The sequence below is a fragment of the Hallella bergensis DSM 17361 genome, from assembly GCF_000160535.1.
Classification (GTDB): Bacteria; Bacteroidota; Bacteroidia; order Bacteroidales; family Bacteroidaceae; genus Prevotella; species Prevotella bergensis.
In genome coordinates, this window is sequence record NZ_GG704781.1 from 41122 (window position 1) to 63260 (window position 22139).

A 22139-nucleotide genomic window follows, 5' to 3' on the forward strand; every position below is an offset into this window, starting at 1 on the left:
CGTATGGATGCGTGGGCGCTGTGACCTTACGTTGCCTTCACGATAGTCATTCTGATACTCTGATGTGTGACCATAGCCTTCGCGGCTTTGTTCATTGCCCTGATTCTGTTCCTGTCTTGGCTCCTGGTTCTTGTTGTCTAATTCTTCTGACATAATTTCTGTTTTTTTAGCCTCTCGGCCAGGGTTAATAATTTAACTGTGCTCTCAATAATTAAATGAAATATGTGTTCTCTGCTATATATTATTGTAAGTATGCGTTCAAAATGAAACGCCTGTATTCTTTTTTCTGCTTCTGTTCTTTTGTTTTTCTCTTCAATGGACTATCGGTATCAATTAGATTCCTGTATAGTTGTGTGGTGTGATGGCCATCAGTTCTGCCTTCACCTCATCGCTGACATTCAGCGTCTGTATGAATTCATGAATCGTTTCCTCTGTCATTTTTCGGTTGGTGCGCGTCAGGTCTTTCAGTGCCTCGTAGGGGTGTGGGTATGCTTCCCGCCGCAGGATGGTCTGAATGGCCTCTGCCACGACCGCCCATGTGTTGTCAAGGTCTTCGTACAATTTCTCTTCGTTGAGTATCAACTTCCGGAGTCCCTTCAGTGTACTTTGGATGGCAATCATGCTGTGACCAAAAGGCACACCTACGTTGCGCAACACGGTCGAGTCGGTGAGGTCGCGCTGCAGACGGCTCACGGGCAGTTTGGTAGCCAGGAACTGCAAGATGGCATTTGCAATGCCGAGGTTCCCTTCGCTGTTCTCGAAGTCAATGGGGTTTACCTTGTGTGGCATGGCACTCGATCCCACTTCTCCGGCCTTGATTTTCTGTTTGAAATACTCCATGGATATATACATCCAGAAGTCTCGGTCAAGGTCTATGATGATGGTGTTGATGCGACGGATGGCATCAAACACGGCACCCATGTAGTCGTAATTACTGATTTGAGTGGTCCACTGCTCACGTTCCAATCCCAGCTTCTCGCCGACAAAGCGGTTGCCGAAATCTCTCCAGTCCTTTTCAGGATAAGCCACGTGGTGGGCATTGAAGTTGCCGGTGGCGCCACCAAACTTTGCGGTAATCTTAGTGTTTTTCAATTCGTTGAGCTGCTCAGTCAACCGGTACACATAGACCATCACCTCTTTGCCCAGGCGGGTTGGCGATGCCGGTTGCCCGTGTGTCTTGGCCAGCATGGGCACCTCTTTCCACTCATTGGCATACTGTTGCAGTTGGTCAATAAGTTCCTGCACTTGTGGACAGAACACCTCGACGAGAGCCTCCTTGACAGACAAGGGCACGCTCGTGTTGTTGATATCCTGCGAGGTAAGCCCGAAATGGATAAACTCCTTGTACTTGTCGAGCCCGCCTATCTTGTCAAACTCCTCCTTGATAAAGTATTCCACAGCCTTCACGTCGTGGTTGGTCACCTTCTCAATGTCCTTCACACGTTGTGCCGACTCCTCATCGAACTTTCGGTAGATGTCGCGGAGCGTGTCGAAGAGCTTGTGGTCAAATTGTGCCAGTTGTGGCAATGGCAATTCGCAAAGCGCAATAAAATATTCTATTTCTACACGCACTCGGTATTTGATCAGTGCATATTCGGAAAAATAGTCGGCCAGTGGCTCTGTCTTACTTCTATAGCGGCCATCGATGGGTGAGATGGCAGTCAGCAAATCGAGATTCATGATTATATGTATTATCTGTTCTGCAAAATTACAAATTTTAATCCACACCGTGCTGCAAAGTGTGTTGAAAAGTTGCTAAATAATCGTTAATGATAATTGTTGTTCTGCTTTGGTGGGTTCAATAGCCCCCAATAAGAAAAAATCTCACAACCATCACAGTTGCAAGATTTCCTTCTGTGGGCGTTGACGGATTCGAACCGCCGACCCTCTGCTTGTAAGGCAGATGCTCTAAACCAGCTGAGCTAAACGCCCTCTAAAAATTCCCCGCAGCCCCGAAGGACCACAGGGAAACACCCCTAAGTGGGCGTTGACGGATTCGAACCGCCGACCCTCTGCTTGTAAGGCAGATGCTCTAAACCAGCTGAGCTAAACGCCCGATTGTCTCGGATTGCGGGTGCAAAGATACGATGAATATTTTTTCCCACCAAATTTTTACTGATATTTTTTACCATTTTCATTGTACCAGCTTCTGGTATGGTCGAGACGAGGGTTCGCCCCCGTCTCACACCATCGCCGTATGGGCTTGCTTTCCCTATGCCAACAAATTGAGTCGTTGGGTTGCTGAGACGGGATAAACCCCTGTGTTTACAGGGGAACCGTGAAAATATAGGTGCGGATAACCCAATAGGAGAGGATGCCCAGAATGTAGCCTACAAAGGCAATCCAGGTGATATGCTTCAGATACCACCCGAACGTTATTTTTTCGAGTCCCATCACAACCACCCCGGCGGCAGAGCCAATGATGAGCATCGAGCCGCCAACCCCGGCACAGTAGGCCAGCAGTTGCCAGAAGATTCCATCCACAGCCATATCACCTGCGACCTCAACGGGATACATGCCCATGCACCCGGCCACAAGGGGCACGTTGTCAACGATGCTCGAGAACACGCCGATAATACCGGTCACGGCGTAGTGGTTGCCGTTGAAGGCCACGTTCAGACCTTCGCCCAGCGCGGTGAGCACGCCAATCTCCTCCAAACAAGCCACAGCCATGAGAATACCGAGGAAAAACAAGATGGTGGACATGTCGATGTTGCGCAACAGGTTGGTCACGCGTTTCATCGTTCCTCCACGCTCCTTGGTATGATGCAGACCGCGGTAGAACACCTCTGTGGTGACCCACAGCACGCTCAGGACGAGCAAGATGCCAACAAACGGCGGCAGGTGGGTGATGCTCTTGAATACGGGAACGAACATGAGGCCACCCACGCCGATAACAAACACGGCCTTACGCTGATTGCCGGTGAAGTCGTGTACCTTGTAGTCACTCAGTGTGGTTAATTCCTCGTCATCGTCAAGATTGCCTTTCAGCATATATTGCATGATCAGTGCCGGCACAACCATGGATACGACAGAGGGGATGATAATCTCTGAAATCACGCCCAGAGCCGTGATGACTCCCTTGTTCCAGAGCATAATGGTGGTCACGTCACCAATGGGCGAGAAGGCTCCTCCCGAGTTGGCAGCTATGATGACGAGCGAGGCGTAGATCATGCGATCCTTGTGGTCGTGTATCAATTTGCGCAAGATCATCACCATGACAATACTGGTGGTCAGGTTGTCGAGAATTGCCGACAGCACAAAGGTCATGAAGGCAATGCGCCACATCAGAGCCCGCTTGGTTTTGGTCCGCATCACCGAGCGCACCCAGTTGAATCCCCCGTTCTGGTCTACAATCTCGACAATGGTCATGGCTCCCATGAGGAAGAAGAGGGTGGTGGAGGTGCTACCCAGATGGTGCTCAATGGCGTTGCTCACCTGGTTGACCAATTCCTGCCCTGAAAATCCCTGAATGTAGGATTCGGGCGAAATCATGAACAAGGTCCAGCAGGCCGCAAACATCAGCAGCGCGATGGCCGCCTTGTTCACTTTTGTTATACTCTCAAGGGCTATGAATAGATAGCCTATGCAAAACGTGATGATAATGGCAATGGTTAAAGATGACATGCTTATCTGTTATTTTGTTATGTTTTCAGTTCTGTTTCTCGCTCCATAGGTTAGGTGATCGCAGAAACGGCTGCAAAGATAACACTTTTACTTTCATCCCCAAAGCCTGTTGCACAGTTTTTCTCAAGGGGAATTTTCAACTCCCCCATGCAACATGATTCACAAAATTAAAGTAGAGGTGTGGGCAAGCCCCTCAGCCTTTACAAGGGCACCGTGAAAATATAGGTGCGGACAACCCAATAGGCGAGAATGCCCAGAATGTAGCCCACAAAGGCAATCCAGGCGATATGCTTCAGATACCACCCGAACGTTATTTTTTCGAGTCCCATCACCACCACGCCTGGGGCAGAACCGATAATGAGAATCGATCCGCCAACTCCAGCACAGTAGGCGAGCAACTGCCAGAAAATACCATCCACGGCCATGTCTCCTGCAGCCTCAATGGGATACATGCCCATGCATCCGGCCACAAGGGGCACATTGTCAACGATGCTCGAGAACACGCCGATAACACCGGTTACGGCATAGTGGTTGCTGTTGAAGACCACATTCAGGCCATCGCCCAGTGCGATGAGCACACCGGTCTCCTGCAGACAGGCCACAGCCATGAGGATACCGAGGAAAAACAATATGGTAGACATGTCGATGTTGCGCAGCAGATGGGCCACGCGTCTCATCGTTCCCTCTCGCTCCTTACTGGGGTGCAGGCCGCGGTAGAACACCTCTGTGGTGACCCACAGCACGCTCAGCACGAGCAAGATGCCAACAAACGGTGGCAGTTGAGTGATGCTCTTGAATACAGGCACAAACAAGAGACCACCCACGCCGATAGCAAACACGGCCTTGCGTTGGTTGTGGGAGAAGTCGTATACCTTGTAGTCACTCGGTGTAGTTAGCTCCTTGTCGTCGTCAAGGGTGCCTTTCAGCATGTATTGCATGATGAATGCCGGCACAACCATGGACACGAGAGAGGGTATGAAAAGTTCTGAAATCACGCCCAGAGCCGTGACGGCTCCCATGTTCCAGAGCATAATGGTGGTCACGTCGCCGATGGGCGAGAAGGCTCCACCCGAGTTGGCGGCTATGATGACGATCGAGGCATAGATCATGCGATCCTTGTGGTCGTGTATCAATTTGCGCAAGATCATCACCATAACAATACTTGTGGTCAGGTTGTCCAAAACAGGCGACAAGACAAAGGTCAAGAAGGCAATGCGCCACAGCAGGGCCCGTTTGGTTTGGGTTTGCAAGACCGAGCGCACCCAGTTGAATCCTCCGTTCTGGTCGACAATCTCGACAATGGTCATGGCTCCCATGAGGAAGAAGAGTGTGGTGGAGGTGGTGCCCAGATGGCGCTCGATGATGGTGCTCACCTGGTTGACTAATTCCTGTCCTGAAAATCCCGTAATGTAGGATTCGGGCGAAATCATGAACAAGCTCCAGCAGGCTGCAAACATCAGCAGCGCGATGGCGGCCTTGTTTATTTTTGTTATACTCTCAACCGCTATGAGTAGATAGCCTATGCAAAACGTGATGATAATGGCAATGGTTAAAGTCGACATAATGATCTGTTGTTTTATGATGTTCTGAATCCTGCTCCACAGGTTAGAAAATAGCGGAACCGTTGCAAAGATAACAATTTTACATTCATTCTCAAAGCCTATCGCATTGTTTTCTTACATTTTTTGATTATCCATAGCCTTTCCCAAGTCCTTTAAAATCGTTGTAGTCCAATGGGAGCAGAAATCATCAGGATACTTGTTTTTTCTTGACAAACACCCCTCTGAGTTTTGCGTATTTAAAAAAAATAATACCGTGGCTTTGAAATTCGTAAAAAAAAGACGGGTTTGTAATCTATTAAAGGTCAGGTGCTTGGGAAAATTATGCTTGTGATTCCTGTTTCCCAGCTTGCGATTGCATATGGAATGGCGACGCGATTCGGGCTTTGTCGCCATGGCAAATGAGCTTTGACGCATCACCATGAAGCCCAAACCATACTGCCAAAAGATACCAACCGCATCGCTCCAGAATTTTTTCGCTCATTCGGTCGGATGTTGACCGTCGCGACATGGCGCTTTTGTCTCCAGATGACTCCAAAATCAATCATCAGTTTTTGGTCATATTATTTTACATGGTTGGGGTGTCAGATACCGAATCCAGGGTTTCGCTGGGTAGAAAACTGGGTTTTCATGTCGTGGGCAAGCAGAAGTTTGCCAAACATGACCTGTCGGACGAGCCAAATTTTTCGTTTGCCCTACCCGTCGTTGTCATCTCAAATTTATAGGTCGAAAAATCAAATAATTATGGTTGAGATACGGAAAACGTACTAAATTTGCAACAAATATCAAATCGACAACTATTATTACACTAACGGTCACTTCTATGGAGAATAAGAAATATTTTTTTGCTGTGGATCTCGGAGCCACCAGTGGGAGAACCATTGTGGGCACGCTGGAAGACGGAAAGGTTGATTTGGAGGAACTGACGCGCTTTGACAACACCCTGATCGAGGTCACGGGACATTTCTATTGGGACATCTTTGCATTATATAAAGAGGTGATAAAAGGCCTGAAAATAGCTGCCGAGCGTAATCTTCCAGTGCAGAGCATCGGTATCGACACATGGGGGTGCGACTTTGTGTTTGTAGGCGACGACGGTCAGATTTTACGCAACCCAGTGGCTTATCGAGACCCACATACGTTTGGCACGATGGAAGATTATTTTATGAATGTCATGCCTAAGGAGAAGGTGTATGAGAAGACGGGCATTCAATTGATGAACTTCAACTCTCTTTTCCAGCTTCACCAGATGCGCCGGGACAACAACTCGGCCCTACGCCACGCGGCAAAAATACTCTTCATGCCCGATGCACTGAGCTATATGCTCACGGGCAAGGCCGTGTGTGAATACACTGTGGCGTCCACCTCACAGATTCTCAATCCCATGACCGGTGACCTTGACGGGGAACTGGTTGAAAGCTTAGGGTTGAAGCGCGAGCAATTCGGGCCGATGACCAAACCGGCAACGGTCATCGGGATACTGACACCGGAGGTGCAGAAAATGACGGGACTGTCAGCGATCCCCGTGGTCGCTGTGGCTGGTCACGACACGGCAAGCGCCGTGGCAGCCGTTCCTGCCCAAAACAAGAAGTTTGCTTACCTGAGTTCGGGCACGTGGAGTCTGATGGGCATTGAGACCCAAAAGGCCATTATCAATGAGAGCAGTTTTGCCAAGAACTTCACCAATGAGGGTGGAATTGAAGGAACAACACGTTTCCTGAAAAACATCTGTGGCATGTGGATCTACGAACGTTGCCGTTCGGAATGGCCCGAAGCCAAGAGCTTGGGACATGCAGAGCTCCAGCGTGGATTGCCCGATGTAGAGCCCTTCAGAAGCCTTATCAATCCCGACGATGAAATGTTCAACAACCCTGACTCGATGGTAGGGGCTATTAACCGCTATTGTGAGAAGACCGGCCAGTCCGTTCCACAGACCCATACGGAGTACTGCCGTTGCATTTTCGACTCGTTGGCATTGCGTTATCGGCAGGTCATCACTTGGCTAAGGGAATTTGCCGATTTCGATATAGAATGTCTCCATATTATAGGAGGTGGCTCGATGAACCAATTCCTGAACCAGTTCACGGCCAATTCGTGTGGAATCACGGTTTTGGCAGGTCCTCAGGAGGCTACGGCAATGGGCAACATTATGCTCCAGGCCAAGGCAAGTGGCATGGTGAAGGATGTGTGGGAAATGCGGGGCATGATAGCCAACTCTGTCGAACCGGAGCGATTCGAACCACAAGACAGGGAGGTCTGGGACAAGGGGTATGAGAAATACCTGACCATTACCCGGGGGTGAGGATCCATAGTACGGGCAAGTATCGCGACTAAGGCGTTAGGAGAAACCCCAAAAAACCAAATAAATTACAAACCGATGTCCGCCTATATGAATGAGATACGCTAAGCGTGTATCCGTGACAAGACCGGTCGGGCATCAAAAAACATTGTTACTATGAAATCAGAAATGATCGAGAAAAACTATGCATTGGCCAAGGAGCGCTATGCATCATTAGGCATTGATACAGACGCTGCCTTGAAAACACTTGAAAAGACACCCATTTCCCTGCACTGCTGGCAGGCTGACGACGTGGTGGGCTTTGAGCGCGGCGAGGCTGCATCGGGGGGTATCATGACTACGGGCAACTTCCCTGGCAAGGCTCGCAATATTGATGAGTTGCGCCAGGATGTTGAGAAGGTGACTTCCTTGCTCGGTGGTACATACCGTTTGAATCTGCACGAGACCTATGGCGACTTTGGAGGTAAATTTGTTGACCGCGACGAGGTGGAGCCAGAACATTTCAAGAGTTGGATGGAATGGGCCAAGGAGCGCAACATGAAGCTTGACTTCAACTCCACCTCCTTCTCTCATCCCAAGAGCGGCAATCTTTCCTTAGCCAACCCTGACAAGGGAATCCGTGACTTCTGGATAGAACATACCAAACGCTGTCGTCGTGTGGCAGATGCAATGGGTAGGTATCAGGACGACCCCTGTATCATGAATATATGGGTGCACGATGGTTCCAAGGACTACACGGTAAACAAGTACTGGTATCGCAAGATTTTCAAGGAATCCTTAGACGAGATTCTCTCAGAGAAGTTGCCCAACATGAAGACCTGTCTCGAAGCCAAACTCTTTGGCATTGGCTTAGAAGCCTACACCGTGGGTTCCCACGACTTTGTGGCCGGCTATTGTTCGAAGAACGACCTGATCTACACTCTCGACATGGGGCACTATGAGCCAACAGAGGACGTGAGCGACGCCGTTTCCTCGCTGCTGCTCTTCGTTCCGGAACTGATGTTGCACGTGTCTCGCCCCATGCATTGGGATTCTGACCATGTGACGCTGTTTGACGATGACTCCCGTAACCTCTTTGCAGAGCTGGTGCGTGCCGACGCACTCGACCGGGCACATATCGGACTCGACTTCTTCGATGCTTCCATCGACCGCATTGGTGCATATATGATAGGAGTTCGCGCTACGCAGAAGAGTTTGTTGCAAGCATTCTTGGAACCCACGGCCAAGCTGCGCGAGTACGAGGCTGAAGGGAAAAACTTCCAGCGTCTGGCTCTCATGGAAGAGGCCAAGACACTGCCCATAGGTGCTGTGTACGACTACTTCAACTATACACATAACGTTCCCGTTGGTGAGGAATACATTGCAGATGTGGAGAAATACCAACAAGAGGTAACGTTCAAGAGAAAGTAAGCAGTTTTTTGGAGCGTTGGAGCTGAAGGCAACCCCCTGTTCACGGAATGATATGGCAGGGCGGTTTCGGCTCCACGACTCCCCAATCAAACCACAAAGAATGAAGCTATGGATATTGCAGTCGGACTACTGATCATTGCCATCGGAGCGTTCTGCCAGAGCAGTTGCTATGTTCCCATCAATAAGATCAAGGATTGGAGCTGGGAGAGCTACTGGATTGTTCAGGGCTTCTTCGCCTGGCTCGTATTACCCTTCTTAGGCGCCCTCCTTGCCGTGCCCGAAGGTCACAGCCTATTCGAGCTCTTTGCAAGCGCTAACAGTGTCAATATATGGATGACCATCCTGTTTGGAGTTCTGTGGGGCGTGGGCGGCCTTACGTTTGGACTTTCCATGCGCTATTTAGGCGTGGCTTTGGGACAGTCTGTTGCTTTGGGAACCTGTGCCGCACTCGGAACCATCATGGGACCGGTGTTGCTCAACATGTTCTTCCCAGAGCTTAATGCCTTGGATTCGCTCACCTTTGCCGTGATTCTCGGTGTGGTGGTCACGCTGGTGGGTATTGGCGTTATCGGGGTAGCAGGTTCCATGAGGGCCAACAGCCTGTCTGAGGAAGAGAAGAAAGCAGCCGTAAAGGACTTCAACTTCCCCAAGGGCATTGTCATTGCCTTGCTTGCCGGATTCATGAGCGGGTGTTTCAATGTCGGACTTGAGTTTGGCAAGGGTATTCACTTCGGTGACCTTACGCCGGATATGTTCAAGATGTTGCCAGCCACCCTGCTCGTTACAGTTGGTGGTTTTGTAACCAATGCCATCTACTGCTTCTATCAGAATCAGAAGAACGGTACATGGTGCGACTACAGCAAGAGCAAGGTGTGGGGTAACAACGTTTTGTTCTGCTTGTTGGCCGGTGTACTTTGGTATAGTCAGTTCTTCGGACTCTCCATGGGTAAGGGATTTCTTGCCGAGTCACCCACGCTCACAACGCTCGCTTTCTGTATCCTGATGGCTCTCAACGTCGTATTCTCCAACGTGTGGGGAATCCTTCTCAAGGAGTGGAGGGGATGCTCGCAGAAAACCATCAATGTTTTAATACTTGGCATCATTATCCTCATCATCTCCTCGTTCCTTCCGCAATTGATAGGGTAGGGAGGTGTGTAGACACAGCCCGGACAACTTTGATGAAGGCTGTTCGGGTACTTGTTGATGGAATCTTTTATCCTGAGAATGCTGCTGCAAAAACTCCCTGTCTCGATAAAAAGCCTTACCTTTGTGAGTAATTAAAAATTCTTTCGGGTAAATGGAACAGAACAAGGAAGTTCGAGAGGCGTGGGACTTTGTAGAGCATACGGGAACAAGTATATTCCTGACGGGTAAGGCCGGAACGGGAAAGACAACGTTCCTGAAGACCGTGAAGGAGCATTCATCGAAGCGTATGATCGTCGTGGCGCCAACGGGAGTGGCTGCTATCAATGCCGGAGGAGTGACGATCCACTCCTTTTTCCAGTTACCACTCTCCCCCTATGTTCCGGGAACGTCGATTAAAGACCGTTTCGACTTCGGCAAGGAAAAGCGCAGGATCATACGAACACTCGATATGGTGGTCATCGATGAAATATCGATGGTGAGGAGCGATCTGCTCGATGCCATCGACTTTGTATTGCGCAGATACCGCGACCATACCCAACCTTTTGGTGGCGTACAACTCCTGATGATTGGTGATTTGCAGCAACTCACCCCAGTGGTAACACCACAGGATGAGGAAATCTTGCGAACCCATTACGACACGCCCTATTTCTTTGGCAGCAAGGCGTTGCAAAAAATCAGTTATGTGACGATACAGCTTACGCATGTCTACCGTCAGCAGGACCAAGAGTTTATCGACATTCTGAATCATATTCGCGATGGCAAGCCGCAGCCTCAGGATATTGCTTGCTTGAACAATCGGTATAAACCGGCATTTGTGCCAAAGGCAGAAGATGGATATATCCGACTCACCACCCACAACCGCTTGGCTGACAACTATAATGAGACAGAACTCGAAAAACTTTCGGGAGAGCGCTATGTTTACAAGGCGGTGATCAAGGACAACTTCCCTGAATACAGTTACCCTGCTGACGTCAAATTAGAACTAAAACTTGGAGCGCAGGTGATGTTTATCAAGAACGATGCGTCGGGGGCACATCGTTATTACAATGGACGAATTGGCCGTGTGGTGAACCTTGACAGCACCACCATCAAGGTGTTGTGTGCGGGCGACAGGGAACCCATCGAGGTGGAACCGCAGGAATGGGAAAACACCAAATATGTCATCAATGATCAGACAAAAGTCATTGAGCCGCAGGTTCAGGGAGTGTTCAGGCAGTACCCCTTAAGGCTGGCATGGGCTATCACCATACACAAGAGTCAGGGCCTGACCTTTGAACATGCAATCATCGATGCCGGACTTTCGTTTGCCTCGGGGCAAGTGTATGTGGCCTTGAGCCGATGCAAAAGTCTGGAAGGACTGGTGCTGGCATCGCCGATAACCGATGAAAATATCATCAATGACCATCGTGTGGCGGAGTATATCTCACACCAGCAGGAGGCGGCAGAACAGAGTGTCAGGAATTTGCCCAACCTGAAGGAAGAATACTTCAGACACCAGTTGCTTGATCTGTTTGATTTCTCGGCACTGATGGGAGCAGAGCGTATGGTTCACCGGACGCTGCTGGAGTATTTCAGGGGAGTGCAGTCACTCACCAACCTGCACGGACAGGCTGTGGTTAACCTGAAAAAGGAAGTTATTGACGTGGCCTATAAATGGCAAGGGGTGATTCGGGCGACATCATCAGAGGGACTGCATGATGAGGGGTTCCTTGAACGCGTGAGGCGCAGTGCCGGTTATTTTCTGGATGCCATAGAGCGCAATTTGAAAAAAGTGCTACAACTCACAAAGGAAGCAAAGACTCAGAATACCAAGGGCGCGGAACTGATGGAAGAACGGTATGGGGAGTTGTTGCAAAACTATTTGGCCAAGAACAAATTGCTTCGCAGGATGGAGGAGGAAGTTTTTGATGTTCCAACGTATATGCTTGCCAAGCATGAGAGCATGCTTGACGCCATGGAAGTGGTGAATCCTGGCCGAGGGGGAGCGCGCCCACGCCGAAGGAGGAAGGTGGGGCAGTCCCCGTTTTCGGAAACGGAGGCTGTTGGTTCTGAAAAGCAAGTACGGAAAGAGCGTAAAGCGCAGAGGGTGTCGACCTATGATACCAGTTACCAGATGTTCATGAATGGTCTTAAACCGGAGGACATCGCTCGGGAGAGAGGACTGACCGTTGGTACGATCTATGGACACTTGGCACGATTTGTGAGCACGGGGAGATTGTCGGCAGACAAGGTTATCGACATCTCCAAGGTCAAGGCCATTCGCCATGCCATCAGCCAACTGCCGGAGGGTGCGTCGCTCAGTGAGGTCAAGGCTATATGCAGGGCAGACATCACATGGAACGAAATCCGGCTGATGATGCATGACAAAGGATAATATAATATGATATGATAGAATTTTTCAGAGTTTCTTTATACCTTTGCAGCTGTTTTGTTCTTCCCGTTTGTAGGGAGGAATGCTTATTGGTTTTGATGTAAAGGTAAAATGAAGAATACTGCAGCTTATTTTCTGTCGCAGAAAGGAGTGAGACGCTTGAGTATGCTCACCGCATACGATTACCACACGGCCTGCACCATCGACGAGGCGGGCATAGACATGATTCTTGTCGGCGACTCGTTGGGTAACGTCATGCTGGGCTATGACAACACGCTCGCGGTGACGGTAGACGATATGATCCATCACGGCAAGGCGGTTTGTCGTGGGGCCAAAGAGGCTTTTGTGGTGATCGATATGCCTTTCATGTCTTACCAAACATCGGTCTACGATGCTGTGAAAAATGCGGGACGCATCATGAAAGAGACCAATTGTCAGGCCGTGAAACTTGAGGGTGGTGTGCGTTATGCCGACCGCGTGCAGGCCATTGTGGAGGCTGGGATTCCTGTCGTGGGACATATCGGACTTACACCGCAGTCGTTCAACACGCTGGGTGGTTACAAGGTTCAGGGGAAATCGAGCGATAAGGCGCAGCAACTCATGGAAGACGCGCGGGCGTTGGAGGCTGCGGGCGTGTTTGCCATCACGTTGGAATGCGTGCCAGAGGCATTGGCAAAGATGATTACCGAACAGGTATCACCGTTGACGATAGGTATCGGCGCGGGTAAATATTGTGATGGACAGGTGTTGGTGTATCAGGATATGCTGGGTTACACCAATGGCTTCACACCCAAATTTGTGAAGAAATATGCCAATCTTCACGACACGATGCTGGCCGCTTTCAAACAATACAAGGAAGACTGCGAGCGTCAGGATTTTCCCGCTAAGGAACATACTTTTGCCATCAGTGACGATGTGCTCAAGTCGTTGTATTAAATAGGTGAAAAAATATCGTCCGTATAGACGAGAAAAATAAATATACAAGAAAATGCAAGTTGTAAAGACGATTCAAGAAGTTCGCGAGATTGTAAAAGGATGGCGCAAGGAAGGATTGAGCGTAGGACTTGTTCCGACGATGGGATTCCTGCACGAGGGGCATCAGAGCCTGATAGCAAAGTCGGTTGCCGACAACGATCGAACGGTGGTTTCCGTGTTTGTAAACCCTATTCAGTTTGGTCCGTCGGAAGATTTGGAGGCCTATCCGAGAGATTTAAATCATGATATGGCTGCGGTGGAGGCGATGGGCGGAGATCTTATTTTCAATCCCGAGCCTTCGGAGATGTACCCCGCTCATTTCACCACCTTTGTAGATACCACGGAGACTACGGAGCTGCTCTGCGGCGCACGACGCGCCGGCCATTTCAGGGGAGTGTGTACGGTGGTGAGCAAACTGTTCAACATCGTTGGTCCTGACCGTGCCTATTTTGGGCAGAAAGATGCCCAGCAGCTGGCCACTGTGCGCCGTTTTGTTCGCGATCTCAACTTTGACCTTGAAATTATAGCTTGTCCTATTGTTCGCGAAGCTGACGGATTGGCCAAGTCGAGCCGTAACACCTATCTCAGTGCAGAGGAGCGTCGGGCTGCGCTTATCTTGTCAAAGAGTCTTAAACTTGGACAGACGGCTGTGGAAAACGGTGAGCGCGACGCCTCGGCTATTATCAAAATCATCAGCGACAGCTTGCAGACCGAGCCGCTGGCACGCGTGGACTATGTGGAGGTGGTAGACCTGAACAACGTGCAGCGTGTGGAGGCGATAGAAGGAGAAACGCTTGTGGCGATTGCCGTGTATATTGGTAAAACCCGACTGATAGACAATTTCATATGGAAATAACATTGCTGAAATCCAAGATACATAGGGCGGTGGTGACACAGGCCGACCTCAACTATGTGGGCAGCATCACCATCGACAGCGAACTGATGGAGGCTGCCGGCATTGTGGAATATGAGCGGGTGGAGATTGCCGACGTGGACAACGGTAAGCGATTGGCCACCTATGCCATTGCGGGAGAGGCCGGATCGGGCATCATTTGCTTGAATGGTGCGGCGGCTCACTGCGTGGAGGTGGGCGACAAAGTGATTATCATGGCATACGCCAACATGACGACGGAGGAAGCTGCAGCACACCACCCCCAAGTGGTGTTTGTTGATGAGCAAAACAAGATAACACGACGAACAAACTATGAGAAGCACGGTCTTCTCAAGGATCAGGAATAAACGGAAAAGAAATGTTAAGCGGGAAAACGGTAATACTGGGTGTGACGGGCAGCATTGCTGCTTATAAGATGGCTAATTTGGCATCGATGCTTGTGAAGCAGCATGCGGAAGTGCTGGTGGTTATGACAAAGAATGCCAGCCTGTTTATTGCTCCCATGACCTTTGAGACGCTTACATCGAGAAAGTGTGCTGTCGATACGTTTGATCGTAATTTTAATTTTGATGTCAAGCACGTGTCGTTGGCGAAGAAGGCCGACATCATGTTGATTGCCCCGGCAACGGCCAATGTCATCGGAAAAATAGCCAACGGCATTTGTGACGATATGCTCACCACGACGTTTATGGCTTGTCAATGTCCTAAACTTGTGGCTCCGGCGATGAATACGAACATGTGGCAGAATCCTATATTGCAGGATAATCTGGAAAAGCTGACACGTTATGGTGTGGAGGTGATACCTCCCGATGCCGGGCGGTTGGCTTGTGGAGACGTGGGCTGTGGTAAGCTGCCATCGGAGGGATTGATTTTGCAGTATGTGCTGAAACATATTGCCAAGCCTCATGATATGCAAGGATGGAAAGTGCTGGTTACGGCCGGGCCGACGCAGGAGAGTATAGACCCCGTGAGATATATCACAAACCATTCTTCGGGAAAGATGGGATATGCCATTGCCAAGATGGCCAAGCTGCGCGGGGCGGAGGTTACACTTGTATCCGGTCCGGTGGAGTTACAGCCTTTTGTAGGCGTTGAGACGATTCCTGTAGTCACAGCGGATGAAATGTATGAAGCGGTGACGCGGATATGTGATGGGTTTGACATCGTCGTGATGTGCAGTGCTGTGGCCGATTATACGCCCGGAAGCTATCATCAGCAGAAGATGAAGAAAGACGGTGACGATCTTAACCTGCCGCTGATACGTACCAAAGATATCCTTCAATATCTGGGAGCACACAAGCGGGAGGGGCAGTGTGTGGTTGGATTTTCGATGGAAACGGAAAATCTGATCAGTCATTCGCAAGAGAAACTGATGAAGAAAAACGTGGATATGATATGTGCCAACACGATAGCTTCGGGGAACACTGGGTTTGGCGTAGACACGAATCAGGTGACCATTATTATGCCGGACAGAGTTGAGGAACTGCCGCTTTGCAGCAAGGATGAGACGGCATCGCTGATTCTGGATACAATCATGGAAAACAAATAAGCAGCTGCCTGTAGCCTCTTGGGAATGAATCAAATACTTGTCATTGATATAGGAAACACCAATGTTGTTGTTGGCGTGATGGCGGATGGCCAGGTTTTGCACGCAACTCGGATAGCAACTGCGCTGGGAGAAGGTAAATTTGAAACGATCGCAAGTGTCAAAACGGAGCTTCGGGAGTTGCGAAAGGAACATCCGGAGTTTAGGGGTGGCATCCTGTCGTCAGTCGTTCCGGAACTGACACAAGCTGTTTGTGAAGTGGTGTTTCAGGTTACGGGAGTTGAGATGATGGTCATGGGCGACAACAGACTCAAACTCGGGATGGAGATTTGCGTGGAACATTCTGAGCAGGTGGGGCACGATCGGATTGCCGATGCCATTGGTGCCATGAGCCAATTCTCGTGTCCGCTTATTATTGTTGATATGGGAACGGCGACTACGGTCAATGTTGTGGATCGGGAAGGACGTTTTGTTGGTGGAATGATTATTCCCGGCGTCCGAACCTCCTTAGATGCCCTTAGTTCCCGTGCATCCCAGTTACGGGAAGTTCCCTTGAAGTTGCCGGAGCATCTCATAGGGCGGAATACCACAGAATGCATGCAGTCTGGAGTATTCTATGGTGCTGCTTCCATGATAGACGGGCTTATTGACAGGATTCGTGCTCAACAGGGATCGGATACGACTGTAGTGATGACGGGTGGCCATGCACGTTTGGTGTACCCGCTGTGTCGACATAAAGTGGAATATGACGAGTACCTGCTCTTCAGGGGATTGTATTGCATTTACATCAACAGCATGCAATCATGATTACTCTTTAATACCTCTTTCCTCCATCGACTTGTCTTTTATCGCAGGCAAATCTTTCATTTCTTCCAGATGGGTTACCAGTGTATCGCCGGCCTTCGAAACCCGGAACTTAGCCCGGACAATGTGGTCGTAGTCGGCATTTCCCGTTACCTTAATACGTCTTTCTTTTTTATAAACCACCGTATCACGGCAACTTGGGTAGCTCAAGAGTTGCACAGTTGCAGCTGTTGAGGCTGGACCTATGACATAAATGCCCAAGCTGTCTCGGACAGACAGATTTTGTTTTTTGCTATGTGCCGTGTCATGGGTGGTGCTGTCAACGGGTTCGAAGTATTTGGCCTCTACGGTGTCGCCAAGGTTTGTCGACGGTGCCATTCGACAGGAAGTGGGAGACAGCATGGCGAAGGGCATGGCAAAAAACAGAAAGAGAAGTTTACGCATAACAGGTGCAGAGTTATAACTGATCGCAAGAGAAGCAAAATTCACCACCCTTTGCAAGTCCGCCTTCCGACGTTTCTTTGTATAGGGAGGGGATGTCATGCCCTGTTTGTTTCATCACCTGCACCACACGGTCAAACTTTACCCGATGTTTCCCGTCGCTGAACGATGCGTAGAGGTTGGCGTCGAGAGCCCGTGTGGCTGCAAAGGCATTGCGTTCGATACAAGGAATCTGTACCAACCCGCAGATAGGGTCGCATGTCATTCCCAGATGATGTTCCAATCCCATTTCCGCAGCATATTCAATTTGTGACGGGCTACCTCCAAAAAGTTGGCAGGCAGCTGCCGATGCCATGGCACATGCCACCCCTACCTCTCCTTGGCAACCTACATCAGCTCCGGAGATTGATGCGTTCTCTTTCACGATATTACCGATTAATCCGGCCGTTGCAAGAGCATGACAAATCTTGCGGTCGGAGAATCCATGCCCTCGGGAAAGATGGTAGAGCACGGAAGGAATCACACCGCATGCACCACAAGTAGGAGCCGTGACAATGGTTCCCCCAGAGGCATTCTCCTCGCTCACGGCCAGCGCATACGCATAGACCAGTCCACGTGTTTGCAAACTCTGCTTGTAGCCTCTGGCCTTGATATAATAGGTGGGAGCTTTACGCTGCAGGTTGAGTGGCCCGGGCAAGACACCATCTCCTTCCAAGCCGCGTTCCACAGCAGCTTGCATGGCCTCCCATATCTCTTGCAGATAGTCCCATATTGACGGGTCTTCGCATTTGTCCACATATTCCCAGTATGTGCGTCCATAGGTGTCGCACCAGTTCTGAATGTCTTCGAGGTACGTGAGATCGTAGATATCCTTACCGATGGGAAGGAGTCCTGTGGGATTGAGTCCTTCTGATATGGCTCCGCCGCCAACGCTGTACACCGTCCAGGGTGCCCCCTTGTCAGTTTCAAACATCATGGCATTGGGATGGAACTCCAAGAATTCGTTTGGTTTCCAAACAATATCTACCGGAGCAGTGGGGCTGAGCACTTCGTTGATGGCCACATCGGTCATGTGTCCCTTTCCTGTTGCGGCCAGACTGCCATAGAGGGTAACCCGGAAGCTCTTGGCTTCAGGGTGCTTGGCAAGATAAAACTGTGCCGCTTTCTGTGGTCCCATGGTGTGGCTCGACGATGGCCCCTTGCCAATTCTATAAATTTCCCGGAGTGATTTCATTGTGTTTTACTTTGCATTTGCCCTTTGTGTCAAGGCATCATTTATGGATTCTCATCAAAAAGCCCCGCCCATGCGCATGGTGGTCGGGACTATATGTTTATCCTGTATATCATGTTAAATATCAGTTTCGGAGATCAGTCTCCAATTCTCCAGGTCGTTGACAGTAAACGACTGAATGAATGCAGCATGTCCTGCGATTTCCTCTTCGGCCAACTTGGTGTATACCCTGGCACTCTTGCCATAGAGTTCAGGAGCCTTGGACGCATCGTTAATGAGCAATAGCGACATGACGATGTCGCCCGTCATATTGTACAGGCGACGCCCGAGGAAGTCGTGAACTTCCTGATTATCGGTGGCCTTTATTTTTGCGATGGCTTCCTCGTAGAGCTTGATGCACTTGCCAATGCGCTCCTTGCAGTCTTTCATTTCATCGGATGTCTCCTCTGGCAGCATCTCATTGATGATGTTCAGGTAGGTTCCATTCGTAATGTAGCGCATGGCAGCCACCACCTGCAACTGTGTCGTACCCTCGTATATCGAGAAGATGCGAACATCGCGATAGAGCCGCTGGCATTTGTATTCCATGATAAACCCGGATCCGCCGTGAACGGAAATGCAGTCGTAGGCACATTGGTTGGCATACTCGGAGACCATGCCTTTGCTCAGGGGTGTAAGGGCATCGGCCAGCCGACTGTAGGTTTTCATCTCCTTCCGTTCCTCGGGCGTGAGTTTGCGCTCACGTGAGATGTCTTCCAGCGTTTTGTATATATCCACATAGCGCGAAGTTTGGTAGAGAATGGCTCGTCCTGCATCCAGCTTGGCTTTCATGCGGGAAAGCATGTCGTAGACAGCGGGGAACATTGCAATTTTCTTTCCGAACTGCACTCGGGCGTTGGCATATTCAATAGCTTGTGTGTAAGCCTCCTGAGCCAAGCCGACGGACTGTGCGGTAATACCCAGGCGGGCACCGTTCATCAGGCTCATCACGTATTTGATAAGTCCCAGGCGACGGTCGCCGCAAAGTTCAGCCTTGGCATTCTTGTAAACCAGTTCGCAAGTGGGACTACCATGAATGCCGAGTTTGTTCTCGATATGGCGAACGGTAACTCCACCATCACGCTTGTCGTAGATGAACATGGAGAGTCCGCGTCCATCTTTGGTACCTGCTTCGGATCGGGCCAGCACGAGGTGAATGTCCGAGTCGCCGTTAGTGATGAAGCGCTTCACGCCGTTGAGCCGCCACGTACCGTCCTCGTCTTGTGTAGCTTTCAACATCACGCGCTGCAGATCGGAACCAGCGTCCGGTTCGGTCAAGTCCATCGACATGGTTTCGCCGGCAGATATGCGGGGAATATACTTCTGTTTCTGCTCTTCGGAGCCAAACTCATATAGGGTATCGATGCAACTTTGGAGGCTCCAGATGTTTTGGAAACCAGCATCGGCCGTAGCCACCATTTCGGACATCATCGAGAAGATGGTGATCGGAATGTTGAGCCCATTATACTGTCTGGGCATGGAAACGCCCCAAAGGCCGGCTTGTCGCGTGGCCTTGATATTTTCCATGGTCTTGCTTGCATAGACCATTCGCCCGTTCTCAAGATGTGGACCTTCCAGGTCAACGCTTTCAGAGTTGGGTTCAATGATGTTGGCTGTGATGTCGCCTGTGATTTCAAGCATACGCTTGTAATTTTCGATGGCATCCTCGAAGTTGATGGGGGCATCCTCAAATTTGTCTTTGTCGGTATAGTTGCGTTCCTTGAGTTCCACAATTCTCCTCATCAACGGATGATTGAGGTGGAATTCGATTTCGGGATGGTCGGTATAGTAATTGGGCATGATCGTTGTTGTTTTAATCTCTGGTTTGTTCCTTCTTGTTATTTACTATTTTGTTTGTAGTATTTGATCATCTTCGGAATCACCTCCTCAGCATTGCCATGGATAACATAATCGGCGATGGCGTTGATAGGTGCATCCGGGTCATTGTTCACGGCGATGATAATCCCTGCGTCCTGCATTCCGGCAATATGTTGAATCTGACCTGAAATGCCAAAGGCAAAGTAAACCTTGGGATGAACCGTGATGCCAGTTTGTCCTACCTGACGCTTGTTGTCTAACCACCCTGCATCTACTGCCGCCCGGCTTGCACCAACTTCTGCGTGGAGCACGTCGGCCAAGTCGTAGAGCATGGAGAATGCTTCCTTGGAGCCCATTCCATAGCCTCCGGCCACAACAATGGGAGACGACTTCAGGTTGTTTCGGGCTGCTTCCACCTGTCGGTCTATAACCTTGACTTCATAGCTGGTTTCTGAAACATACTTGGAAACATCCGGATAGACCACTTCTCCCTTATAGTTCTCGTCGAGAATCTCACGCAGCATCACACCCGAACGCACGGTGGCCATCTGAGGACGGTGGTCGGGATTGACAATGGTGGCAACAATGTTTCCACCAAAGGCGGGTCGAATCTGGAACAGCAGGTTCTTATAGAGTTTGCCGGTCTTTTTGTCTTCGTAGTCTCCAATCTCCAATTGCGTACAGTCGGCCGTGAGACCAGAGGTAAGAGAAGATGAAACCCGAGGGCCGAGGTCACGCCCGATGACCGTAGCGCCCATCAGGCAGATTTGCGGTTTCTCCTCTTTGAATAGGTTGACAAGGATATCCGTGTGGGGTGCAGAGGTGTAGGGAAACAACCGTTCTGCGTCAAACACGAAGAGTTTATCCACACCGTAGGGGATAATTTGGTTCTCTACCTTGCCCTTGATGCCCGTTCCGACAACTACAGCATGCAGTTGTACACCAAGCTGATTGGCCAATTTGCGACCTTTGGTCAGCAATTCCTGAGAAACTTCCTGAACGGTTGTTTCTTCTATTTCGCAATATACAAATACGTTATTCATAATTCTGTGTGTGGCTCATACGGCCAGTCTTGTTTTAACCTATGATTTTTTCGCCGATGAGTTCTTTCATCAGTCCCTCTATGTCGGCATCGCTGCTGGTGAGGGTTTTGCTTTCCTTGGCTTGGAACACAATATTCTGCACGGCTTTCACCTTGGTAGGCGAACCAGACAGTCCGCATTGAGCTTCGTCACCGTCCACATCTGCCACGCTCCATTGGTTGAGTGTGAGATAAGGCCTCGACTCATATAGCGCAGCCCACGGTTCATCCCCCTTGCGTTCCATGGGGCAGGTGGCGTATTTGTATTTCATCACAAGTTTGACGTTGCAAGGACGTGCCGGCGCTGCGGTTCCATTCACAGTGATCAGCACCGGGAGCGGAGCCTCGACCGTTTCCACACCGCCATCGATGTGCCGACGAATGGTGGCTTTGCCATCTTCAATCTTCACAATTTCCTCAGCGTATGTCACTTGGTTGAGTCCGAGCTTCTGGGCTACCTGTGGCCCCACCTGTGCGGTGTCGCCGTCAATGGCCTGACGCCCGCTGAGTATGATGTCTGCGTTTCCGATTTTGCGGATAGCCATGGAGAGTGCATACGAGGTTGCCAAGGTGTCGGCGCCGGCAAATTTCCGGTCGGTGAGAAGCCACCCGGTATCGGCTCCCCTATAAAGTCCCTGGCGGATAATCTCACCTGCCCGGGGAGGCCCCATGGTGAGTACGCCAACCGTGGAGCCGGGGTTTTGGTCCTTGAGGCGGAGAGCCTGCTCCAAGGCGTTCAGGTCTTCAGGGTTGAAGATTGCGGGCAGAGCAGCACGGTTTACGGTGCCCTCAGCTGTCATTGCGTCTTTACCCACATTTCTTGTGTCTGGCACTTGCTTGGCAAGTACAACAATTCTTAATTTCATGAATTTATGCTATATATTTGATATGTCGCTTATT

Annotated in this window: 17 protein-coding genes and 2 tRNA genes; 9 read left to right on the forward strand and 10 right to left on the reverse strand. The window is 50.1% G+C overall.

Annotated elements, in window-relative coordinates; all coding sequences use genetic code 11:
• Positions 1-333: 333 nt before the first annotated feature.
• From purB to nhaD (HMPREF0645_RS04175), 5 genes are all read right to left on the reverse strand, one after another.
• On the reverse strand, positions 334-1680 hold the full coding sequence (gene purB, locus HMPREF0645_RS04155; protein WP_044123293.1) for an adenylosuccinate lyase: 1347 nt from the start codon (positions 1678-1680) through the stop codon (positions 334-336).
• Positions 1681-1857: 177 nt separating this feature from the next.
• A tRNA-Val gene (locus HMPREF0645_RS04160) sits at positions 1858-1932 on the reverse strand.
• A gap of 49 nt (positions 1933-1981) precedes the next feature.
• Positions 1982-2056: transfer RNA gene (locus tag HMPREF0645_RS04165), tRNA-Val, on the reverse strand.
• A 209-nt stretch (positions 2057-2265) separates the two neighbouring features.
• Positions 2266-3627, reverse strand: coding sequence for a sodium:proton antiporter NhaD (nhaD, locus tag HMPREF0645_RS04170; RefSeq protein WP_007173629.1), 1362 nt, complete (start codon positions 3625-3627; stop codon positions 2266-2268).
• A gap of 200 nt (positions 3628-3827) precedes the next feature.
• Complete coding sequence (gene nhaD / locus HMPREF0645_RS04175; RefSeq protein WP_007173630.1) at positions 3828-5189, reverse strand: sodium:proton antiporter NhaD; 1362 nt, start codon at positions 5187-5189, stop codon at positions 3828-3830.
• A gap of 820 nt (positions 5190-6009) precedes the next feature.
• On the opposite strand from nhaD (HMPREF0645_RS04175), the gene HMPREF0645_RS04185 reads away from it, so the two are divergent.
• The 9 genes from HMPREF0645_RS04185 to HMPREF0645_RS04225 all read left to right on the forward strand — a co-directional run bounded on the left by HMPREF0645_RS04185 (position 6010) and on the right by HMPREF0645_RS04225 (position 16632).
• Positions 6010-7488, forward strand: a complete 1479-nt coding sequence (locus HMPREF0645_RS04185; protein ID WP_007173632.1) for a rhamnulokinase — start codon at positions 6010-6012, stop codon at positions 7486-7488.
• Between the two features lie 153 nt (positions 7489-7641).
• A complete protein-coding gene (locus HMPREF0645_RS04190) occupies positions 7642-8895 on the forward strand; it encodes an L-rhamnose isomerase (protein ID WP_007173633.1) in 1254 nt (417 codons plus the stop codon).
• 108 nt (positions 8896-9003) lie between these two features.
• The gene (locus HMPREF0645_RS04195; protein ID WP_007173634.1) at positions 9004-10041 is read left to right on the forward strand and encodes an L-rhamnose/proton symporter RhaT; all 1038 of its coding nucleotides are present in this window, start codon (positions 9004-9006) and stop codon (positions 10039-10041) included.
• Positions 10042-10192: 151 nt separating this feature from the next.
• Positions 10193-12415 carry a helix-turn-helix domain-containing protein gene (locus tag HMPREF0645_RS04200; protein ID WP_007173635.1) on the forward strand — a complete coding sequence of 741 codons (2223 nt, stop codon included), beginning with the start codon at positions 10193-10195 and terminating at the stop codon, positions 12413-12415.
• Between the two features lie 108 nt (positions 12416-12523).
• Positions 12524-13348, forward strand: coding sequence for a 3-methyl-2-oxobutanoate hydroxymethyltransferase (gene panB / locus HMPREF0645_RS04205; RefSeq protein WP_007173636.1), 825 nt, complete (start codon positions 12524-12526; stop codon positions 13346-13348).
• 52 nt (positions 13349-13400) lie between these two features.
• Positions 13401-14243 (forward strand): pantoate--beta-alanine ligase, encoded by an 843-nt coding sequence (gene panC / locus HMPREF0645_RS04210; protein ID WP_007173637.1) that lies wholly within the window; start codon positions 13401-13403, stop codon positions 14241-14243.
• The gene (gene panD / locus HMPREF0645_RS04215; RefSeq protein WP_007173638.1) at positions 14234-14626 is read left to right on the forward strand and encodes an aspartate 1-decarboxylase; all 393 of its coding nucleotides are present in this window, start codon (positions 14234-14236) and stop codon (positions 14624-14626) included. Before panC ends, panD begins: the two co-directional genes overlap by 10 nt.
• Before the next feature lie 11 nt (positions 14627-14637).
• Complete coding sequence (coaBC, locus tag HMPREF0645_RS04220; protein WP_007173639.1) at positions 14638-15828, forward strand: bifunctional phosphopantothenoylcysteine decarboxylase/phosphopantothenate--cysteine ligase CoaBC; 1191 nt, start codon at positions 14638-14640, stop codon at positions 15826-15828.
• A gap of 24 nt (positions 15829-15852) precedes the next feature.
• Positions 15853-16632 (forward strand): type III pantothenate kinase, encoded by a 780-nt coding sequence (locus HMPREF0645_RS04225; protein WP_007173640.1) that lies wholly within the window; start codon positions 15853-15855, stop codon positions 16630-16632.
• Here the strand turns inward: HMPREF0645_RS04225 and HMPREF0645_RS04230 are convergent, their stop codons facing one another.
• From HMPREF0645_RS04230 to HMPREF0645_RS04250, 5 genes are all read right to left on the reverse strand, one after another.
• Positions 16633-17073, reverse strand: coding sequence for a hypothetical protein (locus tag HMPREF0645_RS04230; RefSeq protein ID WP_007173641.1), 441 nt, complete (start codon positions 17071-17073; stop codon positions 16633-16635).
• 13 nt (positions 17074-17086) lie between these two features.
• Complete coding sequence (locus HMPREF0645_RS04235) at positions 17087-18304, reverse strand: L-serine ammonia-lyase, iron-sulfur-dependent, subunit alpha (protein WP_044123294.1); 1218 nt, start codon at positions 18302-18304, stop codon at positions 17087-17089.
• Positions 18305-18418: 114 nt separating this feature from the next.
• Positions 18419-20140 (reverse strand): acyl-CoA dehydrogenase family protein, encoded by a 1722-nt coding sequence (locus HMPREF0645_RS04240; RefSeq protein WP_007173643.1) that lies wholly within the window; start codon positions 20138-20140, stop codon positions 18419-18421.
• A gap of 38 nt (positions 20141-20178) precedes the next feature.
• Positions 20179-21201: an electron transfer flavoprotein subunit alpha/FixB family protein gene (locus HMPREF0645_RS04245; RefSeq protein WP_007173644.1), complete on the reverse strand. Its 1023-nt coding sequence runs from the start codon at positions 21199-21201 to the stop codon at positions 20179-20181.
• Between the two features lie 34 nt (positions 21202-21235).
• On the reverse strand, positions 21236-22105 hold the full coding sequence (locus HMPREF0645_RS04250) for an electron transfer flavoprotein subunit beta/FixA family protein (RefSeq protein ID WP_007173645.1): 870 nt from the start codon (positions 22103-22105) through the stop codon (positions 21236-21238).
• Positions 22106-22139: the final 34 nt, after the last annotated feature.